The sequence below is a fragment of the Dyella sp. C11 genome, assembly GCF_003121485.1.
GTDB lineage: Bacteria > Pseudomonadota > Gammaproteobacteria > Xanthomonadales > Rhodanobacteraceae > Dyella.
The window spans coordinates 57,539-76,468 of record NZ_QAVX01000001.1 but is presented as its reverse complement, the minus strand read 5'-3'; the positions used below and the strand labels follow the sequence as shown (position 1 = coordinate 76,468).

The window sequence follows — 18,930 nt, the reverse complement described above, 5'->3', positions numbered from 1 at the left end:
GCCAGGGTGTGGCGGATGAAGAAATCTTCATGACCCCTTTCGCCTCGATCCAACGATAGGAGAGTTACGATCAAACCGATCGAAACCCAATCCCCGAGGGTAGAGACATGCAAAGGAAGCACTGCATCCGCGTGATGGGCGCCTGGCTAGCCGCGTCCATCGCGTTCACGGCACCGGTCATGGCCGGCGATCCCCAGGCCGCACCGGCGAACGCAACGCCAGCCGAAGCAGCAACCGACGATGTGGACCTCGCCAGGACGCTCTGCGCGCCCGGCGAGGAAAAAGTCTTGCCGGCCGACTTTTACTATTGCATCGCGGAGCGATCCTTCGGCCACGGTGAAGTCGAGCAATCGCAACGCCTCTTCAAGGTCGCCGCGAGCTGGGCCAGCAAACCCGCCCAGTACGTACTGGGCGTGATGGCGCTCAATGGCGACCATCAACCCGTGAACCGGCCGCTCGGCCTCGCGTGGCTGGCACTCAGCGCCGAACGTCCCAACTCCAGCTTTCGACAGGCCTATGAAACGGCCTACAACAGCGCCACGCCCCAGGAACGCGAGCGCTCACGCTCGCTTCTTCGGGAGATGTTGCCGACCTATGGCGATGCCGTGGCGGCACCGCGAGCCGAACGCCGCTACGCCGACGGCATGGCACGCATTGCCAGGGTGGCGTCACGCGGCGACGGCATCTCCTGCATGCCGGCCGACCAGAACCTGGGCGGCGACCCGTACACCGACAACCACTGCATGACGTCGCAGGCCATGGTGCAGGTGATCGACAAGGCTGCCGTCAACGTCTTTGATGGATGGACCGGTCACGTGCAAGTGGGCGAGCTCTCCAAGGCCAGCCACAACTGATCGCGGGTTGATTCGCAGCGGGTGCGCAGGCATCCGTTGCGTACTTGCGCCCATGAGGACTCCGTCCCGATTTTCATCGGGACCCCCTGTACCATCGTCGTCAGCATCACATTCGTTGGCTGCAGTACCACCAGGGAGGCTGTCATGCACGTACGCAAGAAGCGCAGGGCAATGGGTTTTGCAGTAACGATGATGCTACTGCTGTGTGGCATGGCACACGCAGCACCAGCGGCAACGGCGGCGCAAGGAGCAAGCCTGGAATTCGTGGCGTCCCCTTATGCCGATTTCCTGTTCTACCTGCTGCATCGGGACAACGCCAATTTCCCCGACCTGCGCGCTGCCGTGCCGCTGGATGGCATCAAGGAACTCAACACGGGATCGTTCCTGCCGGCGTATGCGATGGCGTCGGACGTGCGCAGCTATGCGGACTCTACAAGCTTGCCTACACCTACGACGACAGCGCCGTGCTGATCAATACGCTGAAGCTGGGCGAGCCGCGCTTTGGCGACTTCATGAGCTACTGGCGGCAACACGTGGAGCCCAGGGAGCAGTCGACCATTGCCGCGTGGACGGCGGAAGAAGCCAGAAGCCACCACGTACGCCATCTCGAAGATCTCGCGCGCATGCCGTTCCCCTACAGCTCGGTAAAAGTGGCCGTAATCGGGCTTGGCCCCCTGGGAAACAACATGGACAACCCGCCCATCATGTTTGCCACCATGAAGGATGCGAGCCTGCCAGCCGTCGTCGGCTATGAAGGCATGCACATGATGATGAGCGGTCGCAACGGCGACTGGAAGAAACGCAGGAACGCCACGCAGGCCATCAACCTTATTTCCGCGCGCGGCGGCACGGCATACGACATCGAGGAAGCGCTGTGCCTGCTGATGCAGTCGAAGCTGCCCGCCACTTATGGCGACAGCAGCGTGGCAGCGAGCGACGCAGGCGACACGCCGCGGCGCGTGCTATTGCGTGCCATGGAACGCGACTGGGATGCCTATCGCGCCAACGCCTCGATCAATGCCGCCGACTTCGCCATCGACGAGGCCATCCGCACGTTCGGCAGCGGTGGTGTGGCAGCGCTTCCCTGAGCGCTGCGTCGCATCACCGACTGCCCGCTAAATACGGCCTTTTCAAAGCAAGGCATGCGCAAGCGATTGCACTGAATAATGCGGCCACTTTCACACCCGAGGGGGCCGCATGAAGTTGCTGTTCAAGCGCATGATTTTGACGGCGGGTATCGCCGTGTTGTTGCCGCTTTCCGCGCACGCCGATATGCCGGGGCGCCATCCTGCCTATCTGCACGCGCTGTCCGACCTGCGCGCTGCGCGCTGGATGATTTCCCACCGTCCCGGCGACGCCGCGGTAAGCAGCCAGGAAGACATTGCGCTGACCGAGATCGACCGCGCCATCGACGAGATCAAGCGCGCCGCCTACGACGACGGCAAGGATCTCAACGATCATCCGGCAGCGGACATGGCGATGGACCAGCCGGGCCGCCTGCACCAGGCCGCCGATCTGCTCGCCCGCGTGCATGACGACATCGCCCGCGAAGAAGACGATCCGATGACGCGTGACCTGAAGCATCGCGCGCTCATGCATGTGGACCAGGCCCAGGCGGCCGTGGATCACGCCATCAGCGACGTGCACTACAGTCGCTGACGCTGTTGCTGACGTGCCGCGCCGAGGCCACAGCTTCGGCGCGGCATGTTCATTCGACGAGGGTCAGGCCACTGCGCCTTCAAGCCCCACACGTTGCCTGTACTCGCGACACATCTGCTCGACGAGCGCGCGATGATCCGGCAGGTCATGCAAGGCCTGTGATGCAGCGAGCTGGATGTTCCTGAATTCCTGTTTCGCCTCGTCCATACGCGGATACATGCTGCGCATGGCGGAAAGATCCGTCTTGAACTCCATGCCGTAAAGCACGTACTGCCAGCTGGAGACCAGGAACATCTCCAGGTCGCTGACGAAATCCAGGCGATGCGGCGGGCGCGTTTTCCACTGCGCCAGCTTGTCCTGCAGCGTCTGCGGAATGCTCGACGGATCGGTGTTATCGATCCAGAATTGCGAATCGCGGCGCTGGCTCAGGCAGTAGTGCATCTTGATGAAATCGATGATGCGGTCGTAGCGCGCAATCATCATCTCGTTGAAGTGGCGCGCCGCCTGCTCCATCGCATCCGTGTCGCTAGGCAGCAGGTGCGTCAGCAGATACGTCGCCAGTTCGATCAGCGCAATACCGGTGGATTCCAGCGGCTCGACGAAACCACCCGCCAAACCCACCGCCACGCAGTTCTTGCGCCAGTGCTCGGGGCGATAGCCGGTTTCGAACTTGATATGGAAGGCCTTGAGGTCATCTGCGGCGGGGCCGAGATAACGCCGGAATACCGCTTCCGCCCGTGCCGTATCGGTGTGGCGGGACGAGTAGACATAGCCCGCGCCGCGGCGCTTCTGCAGACCGATGTCCCAGATCCAGCCCGCTTCCTGCGCGGTTGAAATGGTGTACGACGGAATCGGCGCATCAGGCCGCTCGTAGGGCACCTGGATGGCGACCGCACGATCGGCGAACAGCACATCCGCGCGGCTGCGAAACGTCGACTGCATGACGTTGCCGATCAGCATCCCCTTCAGGCCGGTGCAATCCACATAGAGATCGGCCGTGAGATCGCCCAGCTCCTTCGTCACGATGCGCGCGATGGCACCGTTCTCATCAAGCTCCGCACGTTCCACCGTGGCGATGTGACGCTTCACGCCGAGTGCTTCCTGGCCATGCTCCGCAAGCACGCGCGCAAAACACGCAGCATCGAAGTGGAACGCGTGGTTCATCGGGCCCTGGTAGTCGGGGTCCTTGAAGCGTTTGGGGCCTTTGGAGTGATCCACCAGCGTGGTCTGCATCGACACGGCGTCGGCAAACGACATGCCTTCCGGCGCCGCGCCCAGCAACCAGTAGGGCAGCAGCTCCGGGCCGCCCGGTCGCTGGCTCGGTGCATTGAAGGGATGGAAGAAATGGTCCGCACCGGGCGTTCCGGGCGGGCGCACCCAATGGCGATAGTGGATGCCCTGTTTGTATGTGGCCGTCGCGCCGACGAGAAAGCGTCGCTCGTCCAGGCCAATGGCGGAAAGCGTGCCGCGAATGGAGGGAAACGTGGCTTCGCCCACGCCGAGCAGGCCGATGTCCGGCGACTCCACCAGATGCACCTGCACGCCATTCGGATCGCGCGCGTTCACGGTTTTGGCGAGATAGCACGCCGCCAGCCAGCCGGCCGTACCGCCGCCGACAATCAGCACTTTCTTCAGACGAGCCATGACATCTCCCGGCTGGCGAGCACGCCAGCGCTTCGCGGCAATTGCATCGCGAATGATTGCATGAAAGAACTGCCGGGCCGCCCCACGCGGACCCGGCAAAAACGCCATTCAAGGGGAGGATCGGCGATGCTCCCCGGAGCACCGCCTGCAGAACGGCAAAACGTGAGCGGCGCGACGATCATGGGGACGCCGCCTGCATCCGATCAGAACCACACGCCCACTTGCACGCCATACGTGCGCGGAGCGAGGTACTGCGACACGTACTCGAGCGAACCGTCCGGCATCAGGAAGCGCGCCGCGCTGGTGCGGATCTTGCCGTCGGAGATGTTCTGCACGTATGCGTTCACCCACCACTTGTCGCCCGGCTCGGTGTAGCGCAGCGACAGATCACCACGCGTGTACGCCTTCTGTTGGTCGCCCGCGCCGAGATTGAAGTAGCTGAGCCACTGCGTGCTCTGGTACTGCGCGCTGATGCGCGGCGTGAGGCGGCCACCGTTGCCCAGGTGGAAATCGTGCTCGTAGATCGCGGTGAGCGATACGTTGGGCGCGTGCGGCAGGTCGTTGCCGGTGACGTTCATGCAGTTGGCGAGGTTCGATGCCGGCGGGCATGCAGGCAGGCCCTGGTAGTCGTTGGAGCCGGCATAGATCAGCGTGCCAAGCTTCTTCTTCGGGATGGCCGAGAAGATCAGGCTGGCCCGGTCGTCCGTCTGCTGGTACGCAAGCTCCGACTCGATACCGAACACTTCGGTCGTGCCACCCACGTTGGAGAAGCCCAGGCCGTGGTTGCCGTCCGGATAGACGATGGGCGCGGACAGCTGGAAGTTCTTGAAGTCTTCGTAATAGATGGCCGAGTTCCACGTCATGTGGCCATCAAGGAAGGTGAACTTGCTGCCGATTTCATAGTTGGTCAGCGTCTCGGGCTTGTACAGCGTGCCCGCGTCCTGCGTACCGCCCGACTTGTAGCCGGTCGACACGCTGGCGTAGAGCAGGCCGTTGGAGCCTACGTCGGTATCCACGCGCAGCAACCAGGTCGGCTTGCTCTTGCTGTACTTGGCGCTGTTTTCCTGCGAGATGGTGAAGCCGTTGGACGGGTCCGGATACACGCCCGGCGAGATTGGCAGCTGCGGCACCGTGGGATCGTAATCCCAGCCCCAGTTGATGCCGCCCTTGTTTTCCTTGTCGTCGTGCGACCAGCGCGCACCGCCGGTCAGGCGCCAGTGGTCGCTGATGTGCCACGTGGTCTGGCCGAACAGCGCATACGACTCCACGGTTTCCTTCGGCTGGATGAAGGAGCCCTGCCAGTTCACGGAACCGTACTTGGTGCCGTTCATGATGGGAATGTCGAAGCGGATGTTGTTGTCTTCGTAGCCGTAGTACGCACCAACGATCCAGTCGAACGTCTGCTGGCCCTTGGAACGAAGATCGACTTCCTGGCTCCAGCTTTCATAGTTGGAGTAGTTGGTGCGGTCGTCCTGGTACACGCCGCCCGTGGTGAAGCTGGTTGGCACGGCGACGCCCACGTCCTGGTCGAAATCGCTCTTGCCGGAATAGCGGTTGTAGCCGGCGATGTAGCTCAGCTCCATGCCGTCATTGATCTCCCAGTCCATGCGGCTGCGCAACGTCTTGGACGTGCGGTCCAGGTACGGCGCGGTGTCGATCAGCGCGGACCAGAAATCCTGGCCCTGGCGCGGCGTCTGCATCAGGCTGAGGTCCGGCGTGCCGCGATCGAGGAAATACTCGTACGACAGGTTCCACTTGAACGAATCGCTGGGCTGCCACAACGCGCTCACGCGTGCGGCGGACTGATCCTGCGAGTTGTACTTCTTGCCACCCTGCACGTACTGGCTGGGGTCGATCGGCTTGAAATTGGCCAGCGAACCGCCCGAGGCGGGCGAGGCCAGGTAGGCCTGCTGCTGCTCGGCCACGCTGGGCAGTTCGCTCGACGGGTTCTGGTAATCCACATAGCCGTCGTGCTGCTCGTGCACCACCGCCACGCGCATCGCGAACGTATCGCTGATGGGCATGTTGAACGCGGCACGTGCGCCCATCTGGTTGTAGTTGCCCGCTTCCACCTGCGCGTTGCCGTAGAAGCCGGCACCGATGTCCGGTTTGGCCGTCTGAAAGCTGATGGCGCCCGCGGTGGAGTTGCGACCCCACAGCGTGCCCTGCGGACCGCGCAGCACTTCCACGCCATCCATGTCCAGCAGCAGGCCCGACGCGGCTTCCGCGCGCGGCGCATAGACGCCGTCGACGAAGGTGGCCACTTCCGGATCGGCGTACTCGGTTTTCGCGCTGTCGTTGCCAATGCCGCGCAAGGTCAGCGTGACCACGCCGTGGTCGCCTTCGCTGGTGCCCTGCAGGCCCGGCACGAGCTTGGTGAGATCCTGCACCGTCATGACGCGCTCCTTGTCGAGCGTGTCAGGCGTGATGGCACTCACCGCCACGGGCGTTTTCTGCAGCGGTGTCTCGCGCTTGGTCGCGGTCACCGAAATGGCATCGAGCTGCTTAACTTTCTTGTCCGCCGGCGGCGCAGTGTTCTGCGAAGGCGCGCTCTGCGGCGCTGCATCCTGATCTGCGGCCAGCACCAGGCCCGGCGCAAGCACCAGGGACATGGCGACGTACAACGCCGAATAGCGCAACTTCATTTGGCTTCCCCTCAATTCAATCGGATTGTTGTATGTCACCGCCCTCGACGGTGACTGAATCTGACGCTCCCCGATGACAGCGCTGTCATTCGTCTGTATGACAGCGCTGTCATGGCGATCATAGACCGGTTGCCCGGCAGAAGCTTGACGCGCGGCAGCAAGTAAAAACTCCCCTTGAACCCCTTGCTGCAGCTTGCTTTGCGCCTCCGTGACGATCGCCTTCACGGATGTTTTTGATGCAAGAGCAAACAGACTTCCAGCCGTCCATTGCCCGTTACCACTGACCTACCCTTGCTGATCGCCGGCCATCCATGCCGGGTTTTCCTGCCGCACAAGCTTTCGAATGCCGACATCAATGAGGGCAATCGACCGCTTGATCGACATCCGTGCCCAAGGCAACGCGTGAAATCGCGATGTCCGTTCCACTGCCCGCGCCCCACGCGAACGGCTGCTCGATGTGATGCATGTCCGCACCGGCAGCGCGGAAGCATTTCAGCGACACGCCGATGCGTGTCCACTGGCCCGGCGCGACCTTCGACAAGGCCTTGCCCAGTGCGACGTGGCCCTGGCAGTTCGCGCCGCAGCCCATGCCAACCCAGACATCCTGCGTCGGCAGCGCATTGACGCGCAGCGTGGTCACCAGCAGCACGTCGCCGTTGGTTTCGCGATCAAGATCGAGCGGCGTGCGTGCGCGAATCGACAGCTGCGCCTTGTTCGACTGCCAGGTGAAACGTCGCGCGTCTTCCTGCGCCTTGTAGTCGAGCGCCACCATGTGGAGGCTGCCGTCGGGCGTGGTGGCCGGCGACACGTCGCCTGCCATCGCCGCACCCTGCGCATCGACCAGCGTGAACGTGTAGCCGTGCACGGCCTTGCCGCGATCGAGATAATTGCCGACCGGTACTTGCTCGCCACTGATGCCCGAGACTTCAGACAGCTTCGGCAGCGACACGCGATCGCTGTAGGTCAGGCCGTATCCCAGCGCGAACTGCGGCTTGCCCTGCCCCTCCACCGCCGAACTCGGCCACGCGTAAGCAAGCTTGCCGTGAAAGTCGTTGGCGATGCTGCCATCGCGCTTGCGCAGCAGCACGTCGGCCACACCGCCGCCTTCGCTGCCCGGCAGCCACGCAGCGACGAACGCATCGGCAGCGTTGATCTCGCGATTCATCCACAACACCCGACCGCTCAGGAATACCGCCACCACCGGAATGCCTTGCGCATGCAGGTGACGGAGCAACTCCAGATCGTGATCGTCGCCGGGACGGAACATCAGGTTGGGAATATCGCCCTGGAATTCCGCATACGGATCTTCGCCGAACACCACCACGGCGACGTCCGGCTTCTGCGTGAAATGGCCGTCCGCATCGATCTCGGCGCTGCCGCCAGCCGCTTTCACCTGTTCCGCGATGCCTGCACCGATGGACTGCGCACCGGGGAAGTTTTCGTTCTTCAGGCCCGTGCCCTGCCAGTTGAGCGTCCAGCCGCCGCTCTGGCGGGAAATATTGTCGGCGCTCTCGCCCGCCACCAGGATGTGCTTGCGCGGATCGAGCGGAAGCAGGCCGCCGTTGTTCTTCAGCAGCACCAGCGATTCGCGCACCGCGCGCCGCGCCACGGCACGATGCGCCGGGCTGCCGATCACCTCGCTGGCGTGCTGCACGATGGATTGCGTGGAAGGCGCACCACTCTCGAACAGGCCCGCGCGGAACTTCACGCGCAGGATGCGCGCCACGGCATCGTCGAGCCGCGTCATCGGAATCACGCCGGACTTCACTTCGGCGAGCGTATGTTCGTAGAGGCCGCGCCAGCTGTCGGGCGCCATCAGCACGTCCAGGCCAGCGTTGTACGACGCGGGGCAATCGTCGTTGCTGCAACCGGGCACCTGGCCGTGCGAATTCCAGTCGCCGACGACGAGGCCCTGGAAATCCATGCGCTGCTTGAGCACGTCGGTGATCAACGCCTTGTTGCCCGACATCTTGGTGCCGTTCCAGCTGGAGAACGACGCCATGATGGTTTGCACGCCCGCGTCGATGGCCGGCGGATAGCCTGCTGCGTGGATGTCGCGCAAGGTGGCTTCGCTGATCTGCGCATCGCCCTGGTCCTTGCCGTTCTTCGTGCCACCATCACCCACGAAATGCTTGGCGGAGGCGAGCACATGCGAGCCATCGAGGAACTGCGGCGTGCCGACCTTGCCCTGCAGGCCTTCTACCATCGCGGTGGCGTACTGCGCCACGATGGCAGGGTCCTGCGAATAGCCCTCGTAGGAACGACCCCAGCGCACGTCCTGCGGCACGGCAAGCGTGGGCGCGAAACTCCAGTTGATGCCGGTGGCGCGCACTTCGGCGGCCGTGGCTTCGCCGATCTCGCGAATCAGTTCCGGATCATGCGCGTTGCCGAGCGCCGAATTCTGCGGGAACAGCGTGGCACCCACGACATTGTTGTGGCCGTGCACGGCGTCGATGCCGAACAGCAACGGAATCGCCTGATGACCGCCACTCGTATCCATCGCCGCGCGATAGAACGCTTCGGATGTGGCCTTCCACTGATCCACGGTGGCCGTGACCTTGCCGCCGGGCTTGGAGTTGCCGCCTGCGAGAATGCCGCCGAGACGGTACTTGCGCACGTCGTCAGGCGTCACGCTGAGGATGTCCGCCTGCACGAGCTGCCCGACTTTTTCCTCCACCGTCATCTTCGCCATCAGCGCCGATACGCGCTGTTCGAGCGCTGCGTCTTTCGGAAACGGCCAGGTAGCGCGCGGCCACGCATCCGGGTGCACGGTCGACGCATCGTCGGCGAACGCGACGCCTGCACATGCGCAGGCCAGGGCAACGGCAAGAACCGCGGGAACACCACGCAAACGACGAACGCAAGCCAGCACGGCTCTCTCCATCAGACAGGGGGCCGGCTCCCCCTCGGAGTCGGTCGGTGGGGAGACTGACAGAAATGTCAGCGCTGTCAATTTGCGTCGCAGCAGAGGGGGAAAGCACTCGCGGGGACGAGAGACGCTGGATATTTTGTCGTAAAATTAGTTACTTATGAAAATTATTCGCTAGCCCATTGGCCCGTAAGGCCAATCATTTCCTCACCGTCATCCCCGCGAAGGCGGGGATCTAGCGCCTTCGGTGTTGGGCGAAAGGCACTGGATTCCCGCCTTCGCGGGAATGACGGAGAGGGGTAACGGAGGTCATCGGATACCGTTGCGGCGCGGCGTGTCATGAAGCTTGGTGCCGGCGCCAAATCCCCGGCCGAAAACAAAACGCCCCGAAAAAACCTACGGCGCCCGCGCCGTCGATTCGCGCATCTGCAACGCGTATGGCACCTGCACCAGCAAGCCCGGGCCGCGGCCGCGCAACAGCTCCATGAGCTGCAACGCGGCCAGCTTGCCCATCTCGCGACTGGGCTGGCGCACGGTGGTGAGTGGCGGCCACAGCTGTGTGGCCAGCGGCGTGTCATCGAAGCCGCAGACGGAAAGATCGCGCGGTACTTTCAATCCGCGTTCGTTGGCCGCCCACATCACACCGGCGGCCATGTCGTCGTTCGCCGCGAAGATCGCGGTGGGCAGTTCGGGCAAGGCAAACAGTTCGCGCGCGGCGAGTACGCCGGAACCAAACGAGAATTCGCCCTGCACCACATACTGCGCATCGAACGGAATGCCCGCCGCCGCCAGCGCGTCCTTGTAGCCGGCCATGCGCCAGCGGCTTGCACCGTGATTGGCGATTCCCAGGATGTGGGCAATGCGGCGATGCCCCAGTTCCACCAGCTGCATCACCAGCGCCTTGGCCGCCTGCTGTTCGTCCATGCACACGCCGATGGAACTGTCCCGTTGCACGGGCGAAATGCTGGAATACGGTACGCCGTGTTCCTTCAGGCGCTGGAGCAGCGGCGCGTAGTCGGTGAGCGGCGGCGTCATGATCACGCCGTCGATGTGGTGATCGAATACCAGCGCATCCACGCGCCGGATGAAGTCCTGCCCGCGCATGCGCAGCGGACAGGCCATCATGCTGTAGCGATGTGCATCGCACGCGTCGAGCACGCCGTCCTGCACTTCAGCCAGATAGGTCGACGCGGGGTTGTCGTTGTTGTCGTACAGCATGGCCACCAGGAAGGACCGGCTGCCGGCCAGCCCGCGCGCCGCGGGACTGGGGCGGTAGTTCATGGATTCCATGGCCGCCAGCACCTTCTGGCGGGTGGATTCCTTGACCGAGGATTCTTCGTTGAGGACGCGGGAAACCGTTTTGGGCGAGACACCCGTCGCACGTGCTACATCTTCGAGGCGGACCCGCATGACTTCTCCCAACGACGACCTGCTGCCTGGTCAATATGCCCTTGGCGCCCTTGCGTTTACAAGAACCGGCGATGGCACGTTTCTGCCGCCGCTCGGCTTTTACCCTTTCGTGGGTTGAGGGCGGCGCGATCCCGGGCGCATAGTGGCCAAGGCTGGTCCAGGGGCCAGCCATCCGGTCGGGGGACCGGGTCACCTTGTAGCGAATGCTTTGCCACCGGACACGGCGCCGCGATGCCACATGCCATCGCCTGCCGTGCTGCGTTAGTTCCTGCGACACCACCAAGGAGCGCATTCATGAGCACGCCTCTCGCCTGGTTCACCGCTTTCCACACACTACTCAGCCTTGTCGCCATCGTCGTCGGCTTCTGGGCCATCCGCGACCTGATGGTGGGACGCGTACGGTCGGGCGCCCTCAGCGCCTTTCTGGTCACCGCGATCCTCACCAGCGTCACGGGCTTCTTCTTTCCCTTCCACGGTTTCACGCCCGCCATCGGCGTGGGCATCGTCGCGCTGGTAGTGCTGGCGTGGACGCTCGCGGCGCGCCGTTCCATCGGCCGCTCGGGATTCTGGACCGCGCAGTTTCCGCTGGGAATCGTCATCAGCGAGTACTTCCTGATGTTCGTACTGGTGGCGCAGATCTTCGCCAAGGTGCCGGCGCTGGCTGCGTTGCCGCCTGACCTGCAGAAAAAGCTGTTCGGCGCATCGCAGCTGGTCGTGCTTGTGGTGTTCGTGGTGCTGGCCATCCGCACCACCAGGTCGTTCCGGGTGCGTGCCATCGCCTGATGCACGGCCATCCGTCAAATGGACGGCCAAACCGGCATGTGATCAACGACGCGGCGCGCACCATACGCCGCGTCGTTGCTTAGCGCACTCCAAACGGTGCAGCTTCCTACACGTTTTGCGTGTGCACTTTTGACACGTCCGTTATCCCTCGCTCCGCAGGCTTCAGGGCGAAACACACATCGCCTTCGGACCGGATGCCCGGCCCGCGCCACTACGGAAGCCAGACGAGGGAATCGCCATGTCGCTCATCCTGCTGATCATCGTGCTCGTGCTCGTCATCGGTGCACTGCCCTCGTGGCCGTACAGCCGCGGCTGGGGCTATTACCCCAGCGGTGGCCTGGGCCTGGTGCTGCTGATCCTGCTGATCCTGCTGTTGCTGGGGCGCATCTAAACGCGTGGAACGATGCCGGCAGCGCAGATGATGTCCGCGCTGCCGGCATGCGCATTACGCCACGCCGACGCGTCCTGCCTTGAACGCCGATGACAGCACGCGCTCAAGATCACCGTAGCCAATCGGCTTCACCAGGTGATGATCGAACCCCGCCTGTGCGGTCTGCGCCTTGTCGTGCTCCTGCCCCCAACCCGACTGCGCGATGATGGTGAGGTCCTTGAGGTCGGCATCCTGCCGAAATGCGCGACACACCGCATAGCCGTCCATGGTCGGCATGCCGATATCCAGCAACACCGCGTCGGGCGCAAACTCGCGTGCGGTATCGCGTGCCTTGCTGCCGTCGTGAACCACGCGGTATTCGTGGCCCATTTCGCCGAGCAACCAGCCAATGGTTTCGGCCACGTCGACGTTGTCGTCCACCACGAGCACCTTGAGCCGTGGGCCCGTGTGGCCACCCGCCGTGCGCTCCTCCAATCCGGTTTCCTTGCGCTCCGCGGCAAGCAAGGGCAGCCGCGCGGTAAACGTGCTGCCCTGGTTGGTACCGTCGCTTTTCACCGTGATCGTGCCTTCGTGCATCGACACCAGTTGCTTGACCAGCGCCAGGCCAATGCCCAGGCCACCTTGCGCGCGCGCAAGATGCTCACCTACCTGCGTGAACATGTCGAAGATGGTCGACTGCATGGCGTGGGGAATGCCCATGCCGTTGTCGGCCACGGAGATGACGACGTCCTGCCCTTCCTGATGCGCATCCAGCGAAATCACGCCGCCCGCCGGGGTGTACTTCGCCGCGTTGTTGAGCAGGTTGCCCAGCACCTGTGCGAGGCGCGTCTTGTCGCCGTTCACCCATAGCGGCTGTTCCGCCACGCGAATGTTCAACTCGTGCTTGCCGTTGTCGATCAGTGGACGGCTGGCTTCCACCGCCGACTGAACGATGTCGGCCATGTGCACCTTCTCGCGCTTCAGCACGATCTTTCCTTGACTGATGCGCGACACATCGAGCAGGTCGTCGACCAGTCGCACCAGATGCACCAGCTGGCGATTCATCACGTCATGGATCTGCTTCGCTCGATCGGTTGATGGCTGGCCGTTCAACACGTCCAGCCCCATGCGCAGCGGCGTCAGCGGATTGCGCAGCTCATGCGCAAGGATGGCCAGGAACTGGTCCTTGTAGCGATCCGAACGGGTAAGCGTTTCGGCGAGTGCCTCCAGCTTGTCGCGTTGCGCGGCAATCTGCTGGCGTTGCCGATGCAGCTCGAAGAACACATTGGCCTTGCTGCGCAGGATGTCCCACTCAATCGGCTTCTGGATGAAGTCGACCGCTCCTGCTTCGTAGCCACGAAACTTGCGATGGTTGTCCGATGCACTCGCCGTGAGAAAAATGATCGGCACATGGCGCGTACGCTCGTTGCCGCGCATCAGTTCGGCCAGCTCGAAGCCGTCCATGCCCGGCATCTGCACGTCGAGCAGGCCCAGTGCAATATCGTGCACCAGCATCAGCTCCAGCGCTTCTTCGCCGGAGCGTGCCTTGAGCAGCACGAGCCCTTCGCGTCGCAGCAATGCTTCCAGCGACGTGAGGTTGTCGTCGAGGTCATCCACCAAGAGGAAGTAAACCGGTTCCATGTCGATGCCTGCTTGTCTACAAGTGCTTGAGGTAGGTTGCGATCTGCCCCGGCGATCCCACGCGGGCTCCCGGGCAGGCGTTCAATGTCGCCAGCGGCATCACCGATGCGTAGGCCGACAGCGGGTCTTCGACCATCACGGCGCCGCCTGCATCCTGGATCGCACGTGAGCCGTGAGCGCCATCGGAACTGGCACCCGACAACACGATGCCCACCAGCGCCTCGCCATAGGCATCGGCCGCGCTTTCAAACAAGACGTCGATGGAGGGACGCGAAAACAGCACCGGCTCGTCCGACGACAGCGACAACACGCCGCTGCTTTCCACCAGCAAGTGATAATCCGAGGGCGCGACATAAAGCGTGCCGGGCTGGATGGGTTGCTTGTCTTCCGCTTCGCCAATGGCGATGTCGCAGTGGGAGCGAAGCACATCCACCAATACGTTCCGCTTCTCGCTCGGCGGCACGTGCACGGTCAGGAATACCGAGGGTTCGAAGGCCGCAGGCAGCTCCCTCACGATGGTGATGAGCGACGCGATGGAGCCGGCTGAGCCGCCCATCACCACCGCCTTGATGTGCGCCGTGGTCGTCATAGGTCGCGCTTCTGGTAGATCCGTTCGCCCTGCACGTAATCGAGGAAGGAACCGGATTCGCTGGAAAAACGCAGGCTTTCCTTGGAGCCCAGCCCCAGGAAACCCTTGCGGATCAGCGAATCGCTGAAGAGTTTCAGCGTGCGGTCCTGCAACGCGCTATCGAAATAGATGAGCACGTTGCGACAGGAAATCAGGTGCATCTCACCGAAGACGGCATCGGTGACCAGGCTGTGGTCGGAAAAGACCACGCGGTCGCGCAGCGTACGATCGAACGACGCCTTGCCGTAGGCCGTGGTGTAGTAGTCGGACAGCGACGAGCGGCCACCGGATTGCTGGTGGTTCTCCGTAAAACCACGAATGCGATCGAGGTTGTAGACGCCCGCCGACGCCGCTTCCAGCGCGCCGGGATTGATGTCCGTCGCGTAGAACATCGTCTTCTGCTCCAACCCTTCCTCGCGGAAAAGGATGGCGAGCGAATAGAACTCCTCGCCACTGCTGCAGCCGGCGATCCACACCTTCAGCGACGGATACGTGCGCAGGTGCGGCACCACGTGCTCGCGCAGCGCGCGGAAGTACGATGGGTCGCGGAACATCTCGCTCACCTGCACCGTCAGGTAGCTGATCACCTGCGGAAAGATCGCCGCATCGTGCAGCAGGCCTTCGAGCATGGCGGAGAAATTGCGATAGCCCAGCCGCTCCCGCAGCTGACGCAACCGCCGCTTGATCGACGCCTTCGAATAGCTGCGGAAGTCGTAGTGGAAGCGCTGGTAAAGCGCCTCCAGCAGCAAGGTGATCTCCAGCTCTTCGATCTTGTCGGTCACGTGGCCTCCCTGCCTTATCGCGCCAGCCACACGCGCACAAGCGAGACCAGCTTGTCCACGTCCAGCGGTTTGGCCATGTAGTCGCTCGCACCCGCCTGCAGGCAGATTTCCTGGTCGTCCGGCATGGCCTTGGCGGTGAGCGTGATGATGGGCAACCGCTTCCAGCGCGCGTCATCGCGTATCGCGCGCGTGGCGGTAAGGCCATCCATCACGGGCATCATCACGTCCATCAGCACCAGGTCGATGGGTTTGCCCGCCGATGTGCTGGCTGCATTCAAGGCATCGATGGCTTCCTGGCCGTTGCGCGCAATGGTGAGCACGCAGCCCCTCGGCTCAAGAATGTTCATCAGCGCGTAGACGTTGCGCACGTCGTCTTCGACGATGAGGATGCGACGGCCTTCCAGCACGGCGTCGCGGTGCTGGGCTTCCTGGATCATCTTCTGCTGCTCCGGCGGCAGATCGGTGACTACCTGATGCAGGAACAGCGTCACTTCGTCCAGCAGGCGCTCCGGCGACTTCGCACCCTTGATGATGATGGAGTGCGAATAGGCACGCAGCCGCTCTTCTTCCGCCGGCGAAATATCGTGACCGGTGTAGACGATGACCGGCGGGAACGCATAGGCACCCTCACCGCTCAGTGTCTGCAGCAGCGTAAAACCGGAGGCATCGGGCAGCGACAGGTCCAGCACCATGCAGTCGAAGGTCTGCTCTTTCAGGCATTCCAGGCATTCGGCCGCCGTGCCCGCGCCCACCGTCTCCACATCGGCCGACGCGAGCAGCTGGCGAATGGCGTCGCGCTGCACGTCGTCGTCCTCGACCACCAGCACGCGGCGCACGTTCTGCGCGAGCTTGGCCTCGAGTTTGCCCAGCACTTCGGTGAGTTGCTGCTTCTTCACCGGCTTCAGCATGTAACCCATCGCGCCCATGGAGAGCGCGGCATGCGAGTGGTCGGCGGCTGACACCACGTGGATCGGGATGTGGCGCGTGCGGATATCGCGCTTGAGGATGTCGAGCACCGACAAGCCCGACTGGTCGGGCAGGCCGATGTCCAGCACGATGGCTTGCGGCACGTGCTGCCTTGCCAGCCCCAACGCTTCCTGCGCGCTCGTGGCCACCAGACAGCGGAAGTCCATTTCGTGGGCGAGGTCACGCAGGATCTGCGCGAAGGCTTCGTCATCCTCGATGACCAGGATGGCGCGACGGTGATCGGTCGTGTTCGCGCGATCGTCGGCCACCTTGGGTGCCGATATCGTCTCGATGTTGACCGGTGCGGCAGGGGGCGCTGCAACCACCGGCATGGCGATGGCTGGACGCGGTGCGAGCGGCGGCGCGGCCGGCGGCACCGCAACGGCCTTGCGTGGCAAGGTGAAAGTGAACGTGCTGCCCTGATCCAGCGTGCTTTCCACGCCAATGCTGCCGCCAAGCAGGCGCGACAGTTCGAGCGAAATCGACAGGCCCAAACCCGTGCCACCGTACTTGCGGCTGATGGTGCCATCGGCCTGCTGGAACGCATCGAAGATTTTCTTCTGCTGATCGGGCGCGATGCCGATGCCGGTATCGGTGACGGCAAACACCACGTTGTCGTGCTTGTCGGCAAACACGTCGAGCTTCACGCCGCCGCGTTCGGTGAACTTGAAAGCGTTCGACAACAGGTTACGGATGACCTGCTCGATGCGCTGGCGATCGCTCTCGATCATCGCCGGGCATTCGGGCGACATCGACACGTCGAAGGTCAGGCCTTTCTGTTCGGCGACGGGCTGGAACTGCGGCATCAGATCCTTGAGCAGACGCTCGATGGGCATCGGTTCTGCGTGAATCTCGATGTGGCCTGCCTCGATCTTGGACAGATCGAGAATGTCGTTGATCAGTGTCAGCAGGTCGTTGCCCGAGGAGTGAATGGTGCGGGCAAACTTCACCTGTTCCTCGCTGAGATTGCCATGCGGATTGTCCGCCAGCAGCTTGGAGAGGATCAGTGCGGAGTTGAGCGGCGTGCGCAGCTCGTGCGACATGTTGGCAAGGAAATCCGACTTGTAGCGGCTGGCGCGCAGCACCTCGCCGGCCTTGGCTTCGATCTCGCGATTGGCACGACTCAGTTCGTCGCGCTGGGTTTCCAGCTGCTGCGCCTGTTCTTCCAGGTTCGCGTTGGTCTGCTCCAGCTCCACCTGCTGCTGCTCAAGCTGGTACTGCGACTCGCGCAGCGCGCGGCTCTGCTCTTCCAGCTCTTCGTTGGACACACGCAGTTCTTCGCCCTGCACTTGCAGCGAGTCGGACTGGCGCTGCGTTTCCTCGAGCAAACGACTCAACTCGGCGCGATAGGTGGCCGAGCGCAGCGCCATGCCGATGGCATCGGCACTCTGTTCCAGAAACGCGAGAGTGTCTGCGTCCACGGCGCGAAAGAAGCCGAGCTCCAGCACACCCTTTACTTCGCCATCGGCAACGCTTGGCGACAGCACAAGGTGGCGCGGCTTGTCGTGTCCCAGTGCGGAGCCCACAAGCAAATAGCCGTCCGGCACGTCCTGCACCACCAGCATGCGCTTCTCGGCCGCCGCCTGGCCGAGCAATCCTTCGCTCGGCAAAAAACGTTCGATCATGCCGTGCTCGGCGGGCACACCATACGTGCCGATGCGTTCGTAGAAATTCGCGGTGTTGACGAAGATCGCCCCTGCCTGCGCATCGAGAAAGCGCGCCAGGAAGGACAGTATGTTCGCACCCAGCGGCCCGGTGTCCTGATCGCCGGACATGACGGCGGCGAGTTCGAGTTGCCCCTTCTGCAGCCACGCATCCCGTTGGCGTGCACGCGACGCATTGCGGATCAGGATGCTCACGAAAATGGTGAGGGCCACGCCCAGCAGGCCACTCAGGATGCCGCTGGTGATGGCGCTGCCGTAAGCCGTCGACATCTCGGCCACGCGCTTTTCGCGCAGGTCGAATTCGTCGTCCTGCATGTGGCCCAGCTGCGTGCGGATGGCATCCATGCCCGCCTTGCCGCGGTCGGTATTCACCACGGCCAGCGCTGCCTCAAGCCCGCGTGACCGTCGCAGTTCGATGGTGTCCTTGAGTTCGGCGAGCTTGTCGTCCAGTCGGCCGGACAGTTCCTTGAGTCGCTGCTGTTGGCGCGGGTTGTCGCGCGTCAAGGTACGGATGGTGTCCACGCGCGCCGGAATGCTCGCCAGCGCCGCGCGATACGGTTCCAGGTATCGCTCGTTGCCGGTAAGCAGAAAGCCGCGCTGGCCGGTTTCCGCATCCTGCACGCTGGACAGGATCTCGTTGAGCGCCGTGACGGTTTCCTGCGACTGGATGACCTTCTGGTTGTCATCGCGAATCGTGCGGACGTTCTGGTACGCCACGAAACCGCTGACCACGAAGAAGACAATCACCGAAAGCAGGGCGAACGACGTTCGTTTATCCATGCCCTGCAGGCGGAAGGCACCGGAACTCGGGTGTTGTGGGCTCATGGGGTCCGTGACGGGTTGCCGGTCAAATGGCGGCAAGTTAGCAGCAAGATCCGTCTCAGTGACCAGTCACCCTTTTTCACACCCCCGGACAGGGAAAATTAGTCGTCCCGTCAAATAGTTAGATCGACATCAAGCCGGCTTCCCGGACCCCGCTGTGAAAATTTCGTGCACAAAAAAGGCCGCGAAGCCG

At 63.2% G+C, this 18,930-nt stretch carries 14 protein-coding genes; 6 read left to right on the top strand and 8 right to left on the bottom strand.

What is annotated here, in order from left to right:
* Positions 1-107 precede the first annotated feature (107 nt).
* The 4 genes from DK366_RS00285 to DK366_RS00270 all read left to right on the top strand — a co-directional run bounded on the left by DK366_RS00285 (position 108) and on the right by DK366_RS00270 (position 2,513).
* On the top strand, positions 108-854 hold the full coding sequence (locus tag DK366_RS00285; protein ID WP_157956408.1) for a hypothetical protein: 747 nt from the start codon (positions 108-110) through the stop codon (positions 852-854).
* A gap of 144 nt (positions 855-998) precedes the next feature.
* Entirely contained in the window at positions 999-1,325 is a 327-nt protein-coding gene (locus DK366_RS00280; protein WP_109123519.1) for a hypothetical protein, read from the top strand.
* Entirely contained in the window at positions 1,319-1,942 is a 624-nt protein-coding gene (locus DK366_RS00275) for a hypothetical protein (protein ID WP_109123518.1), read from the top strand. Before DK366_RS00280 ends, DK366_RS00275 begins: the two co-directional genes overlap by 7 nt.
* Before the next feature lie 109 nt (positions 1,943-2,051).
* Positions 2,052-2,513, top strand: a complete 462-nt coding sequence (locus DK366_RS00270; protein ID WP_198651369.1) for a hypothetical protein — start codon at positions 2,052-2,054, stop codon at positions 2,511-2,513.
* 63 nt (positions 2,514-2,576) lie between these two features.
* Here the strand turns inward: DK366_RS00270 and DK366_RS00265 are convergent, their stop codons facing one another.
* From DK366_RS00265 to DK366_RS00250, 4 genes are all read right to left on the bottom strand, one after another.
* A complete protein-coding gene (locus DK366_RS00265) occupies positions 2,577-4,157 on the bottom strand; it encodes a tryptophan halogenase family protein (protein ID WP_109123517.1) in 1,581 nt (526 codons plus the stop codon).
* A gap of 203 nt (positions 4,158-4,360) precedes the next feature.
* Complete coding sequence (locus DK366_RS00260; RefSeq protein WP_109123516.1) at positions 4,361-6,802, bottom strand: TonB-dependent receptor; 2,442 nt, start codon at positions 6,800-6,802, stop codon at positions 4,361-4,363.
* A 352-nt stretch (positions 6,803-7,154) separates the two neighbouring features.
* On the bottom strand, positions 7,155-9,572 hold the full coding sequence (locus DK366_RS00255; RefSeq protein ID WP_232820872.1) for a glycoside hydrolase family 3 protein: 2,418 nt from the start codon (positions 9,570-9,572) through the stop codon (positions 7,155-7,157).
* Between the two features lie 495 nt (positions 9,573-10,067).
* Positions 10,068-11,081 carry a LacI family DNA-binding transcriptional regulator gene (locus DK366_RS00250; RefSeq protein ID WP_109123514.1) on the bottom strand — a complete coding sequence of 338 codons (1,014 nt, stop codon included), beginning with the start codon at positions 11,079-11,081 and terminating at the stop codon, positions 10,068-10,070.
* A 294-nt stretch (positions 11,082-11,375) separates the two neighbouring features.
* Here DK366_RS00250 and DK366_RS00245 point away from each other — a divergent pair, with 294 nt between their 5' ends.
* On the top strand, positions 11,376-11,864 hold the full coding sequence (locus DK366_RS00245; RefSeq protein WP_109123513.1) for a hypothetical protein: 489 nt from the start codon (positions 11,376-11,378) through the stop codon (positions 11,862-11,864).
* Between the two features lie 238 nt (positions 11,865-12,102).
* Complete coding sequence (locus tag DK366_RS00240; protein ID WP_109123512.1) at positions 12,103-12,255, top strand: DUF3309 family protein; 153 nt, start codon at positions 12,103-12,105, stop codon at positions 12,253-12,255.
* Between the two features lie 54 nt (positions 12,256-12,309).
* On the opposite strand, the gene DK366_RS00235 is transcribed toward DK366_RS00240, so the two are convergent.
* From DK366_RS00235 to DK366_RS00220, 4 genes are read right to left on the bottom strand one after another with little or no spacing between them, the layout of a single operon-like run.
* The gene (locus tag DK366_RS00235) at positions 12,310-13,875 is read right to left on the bottom strand and encodes a response regulator (protein ID WP_109123511.1); all 1,566 of its coding nucleotides are present in this window, start codon (positions 13,873-13,875) and stop codon (positions 12,310-12,312) included.
* 16 nt (positions 13,876-13,891) lie between these two features.
* Positions 13,892-14,464: a chemotaxis protein CheB gene (locus tag DK366_RS00230; protein ID WP_109123510.1), complete on the bottom strand. Its 573-nt coding sequence runs from the start codon at positions 14,462-14,464 to the stop codon at positions 13,892-13,894.
* Positions 14,461-15,285, bottom strand: coding sequence for a CheR family methyltransferase (locus tag DK366_RS00225; RefSeq protein WP_109123509.1), 825 nt, complete (start codon positions 15,283-15,285; stop codon positions 14,461-14,463). The genes DK366_RS00230 and DK366_RS00225 overlap by 4 nt, the downstream gene beginning before the upstream one ends.
* Positions 15,286-15,299: 14 nt before the next feature.
* Positions 15,300-18,740 carry a response regulator gene (locus DK366_RS00220; protein ID WP_198651368.1) on the bottom strand — a complete coding sequence of 1,147 codons (3,441 nt, stop codon included), beginning with the start codon at positions 18,738-18,740 and terminating at the stop codon, positions 15,300-15,302.
* Between the last annotated feature and the right edge of the window lie 190 nt (positions 18,741-18,930).

What these genes read in the sequence shown, in the direction of transcription:
- DK366_RS00285 (WP_157956408.1), top strand. Translation starts at nt 108, where the DNA reads ATGCAAAGGAAGCACTGCATCCGCGTGATGGGCGCCTGGCTAGCCGCG.
- DK366_RS00280 (WP_109123519.1), top strand. Translation starts at nt 999, where the DNA reads ATGCACGTACGCAAGAAGCGCAGGGCAATGGGTTTTGCAGTAACGATG.
- DK366_RS00270 (WP_198651369.1), top strand. Translation starts at nt 2,052, where the DNA reads ATGAAGTTGCTGTTCAAGCGCATGATTTTGACGGCGGGTATCGCCGTG.
- DK366_RS00265 (WP_109123517.1), bottom strand. Translation starts at nt 4,157, where the DNA reads ATGGCTCGTCTGAAGAAAGTGCTGATTGTCGGCGGCGGTACGGCCGGC.
- DK366_RS00260 (WP_109123516.1), bottom strand. Translation starts at nt 6,802, where the DNA reads ATGAAGTTGCGCTATTCGGCGTTGTACGTCGCCATGTCCCTGGTGCTT.
- DK366_RS00250 (WP_109123514.1), bottom strand. Translation starts at nt 11,081, where the DNA reads ATGCGGGTCCGCCTCGAAGATGTAGCACGTGCGACGGGTGTCTCGCCC.
- DK366_RS00245 (WP_109123513.1), top strand. Translation starts at nt 11,376, where the DNA reads ATGAGCACGCCTCTCGCCTGGTTCACCGCTTTCCACACACTACTCAGC.
- DK366_RS00240 (WP_109123512.1), top strand. Translation starts at nt 12,103, where the DNA reads ATGTCGCTCATCCTGCTGATCATCGTGCTCGTGCTCGTCATCGGTGCA.
- DK366_RS00235 (WP_109123511.1), bottom strand. Translation starts at nt 13,875, where the DNA reads ATGGAACCGGTTTACTTCCTCTTGGTGGATGACCTCGACGACAACCTC.
- DK366_RS00230 (WP_109123510.1), bottom strand. Translation starts at nt 14,464, where the DNA reads ATGACGACCACGGCGCACATCAAGGCGGTGGTGATGGGCGGCTCAGCC.
- DK366_RS00220 (WP_198651368.1), bottom strand. Translation starts at nt 18,740, where the DNA reads ATGAGCCCACAACACCCGAGTTCCGGTGCCTTCCGCCTGCAGGGCATG.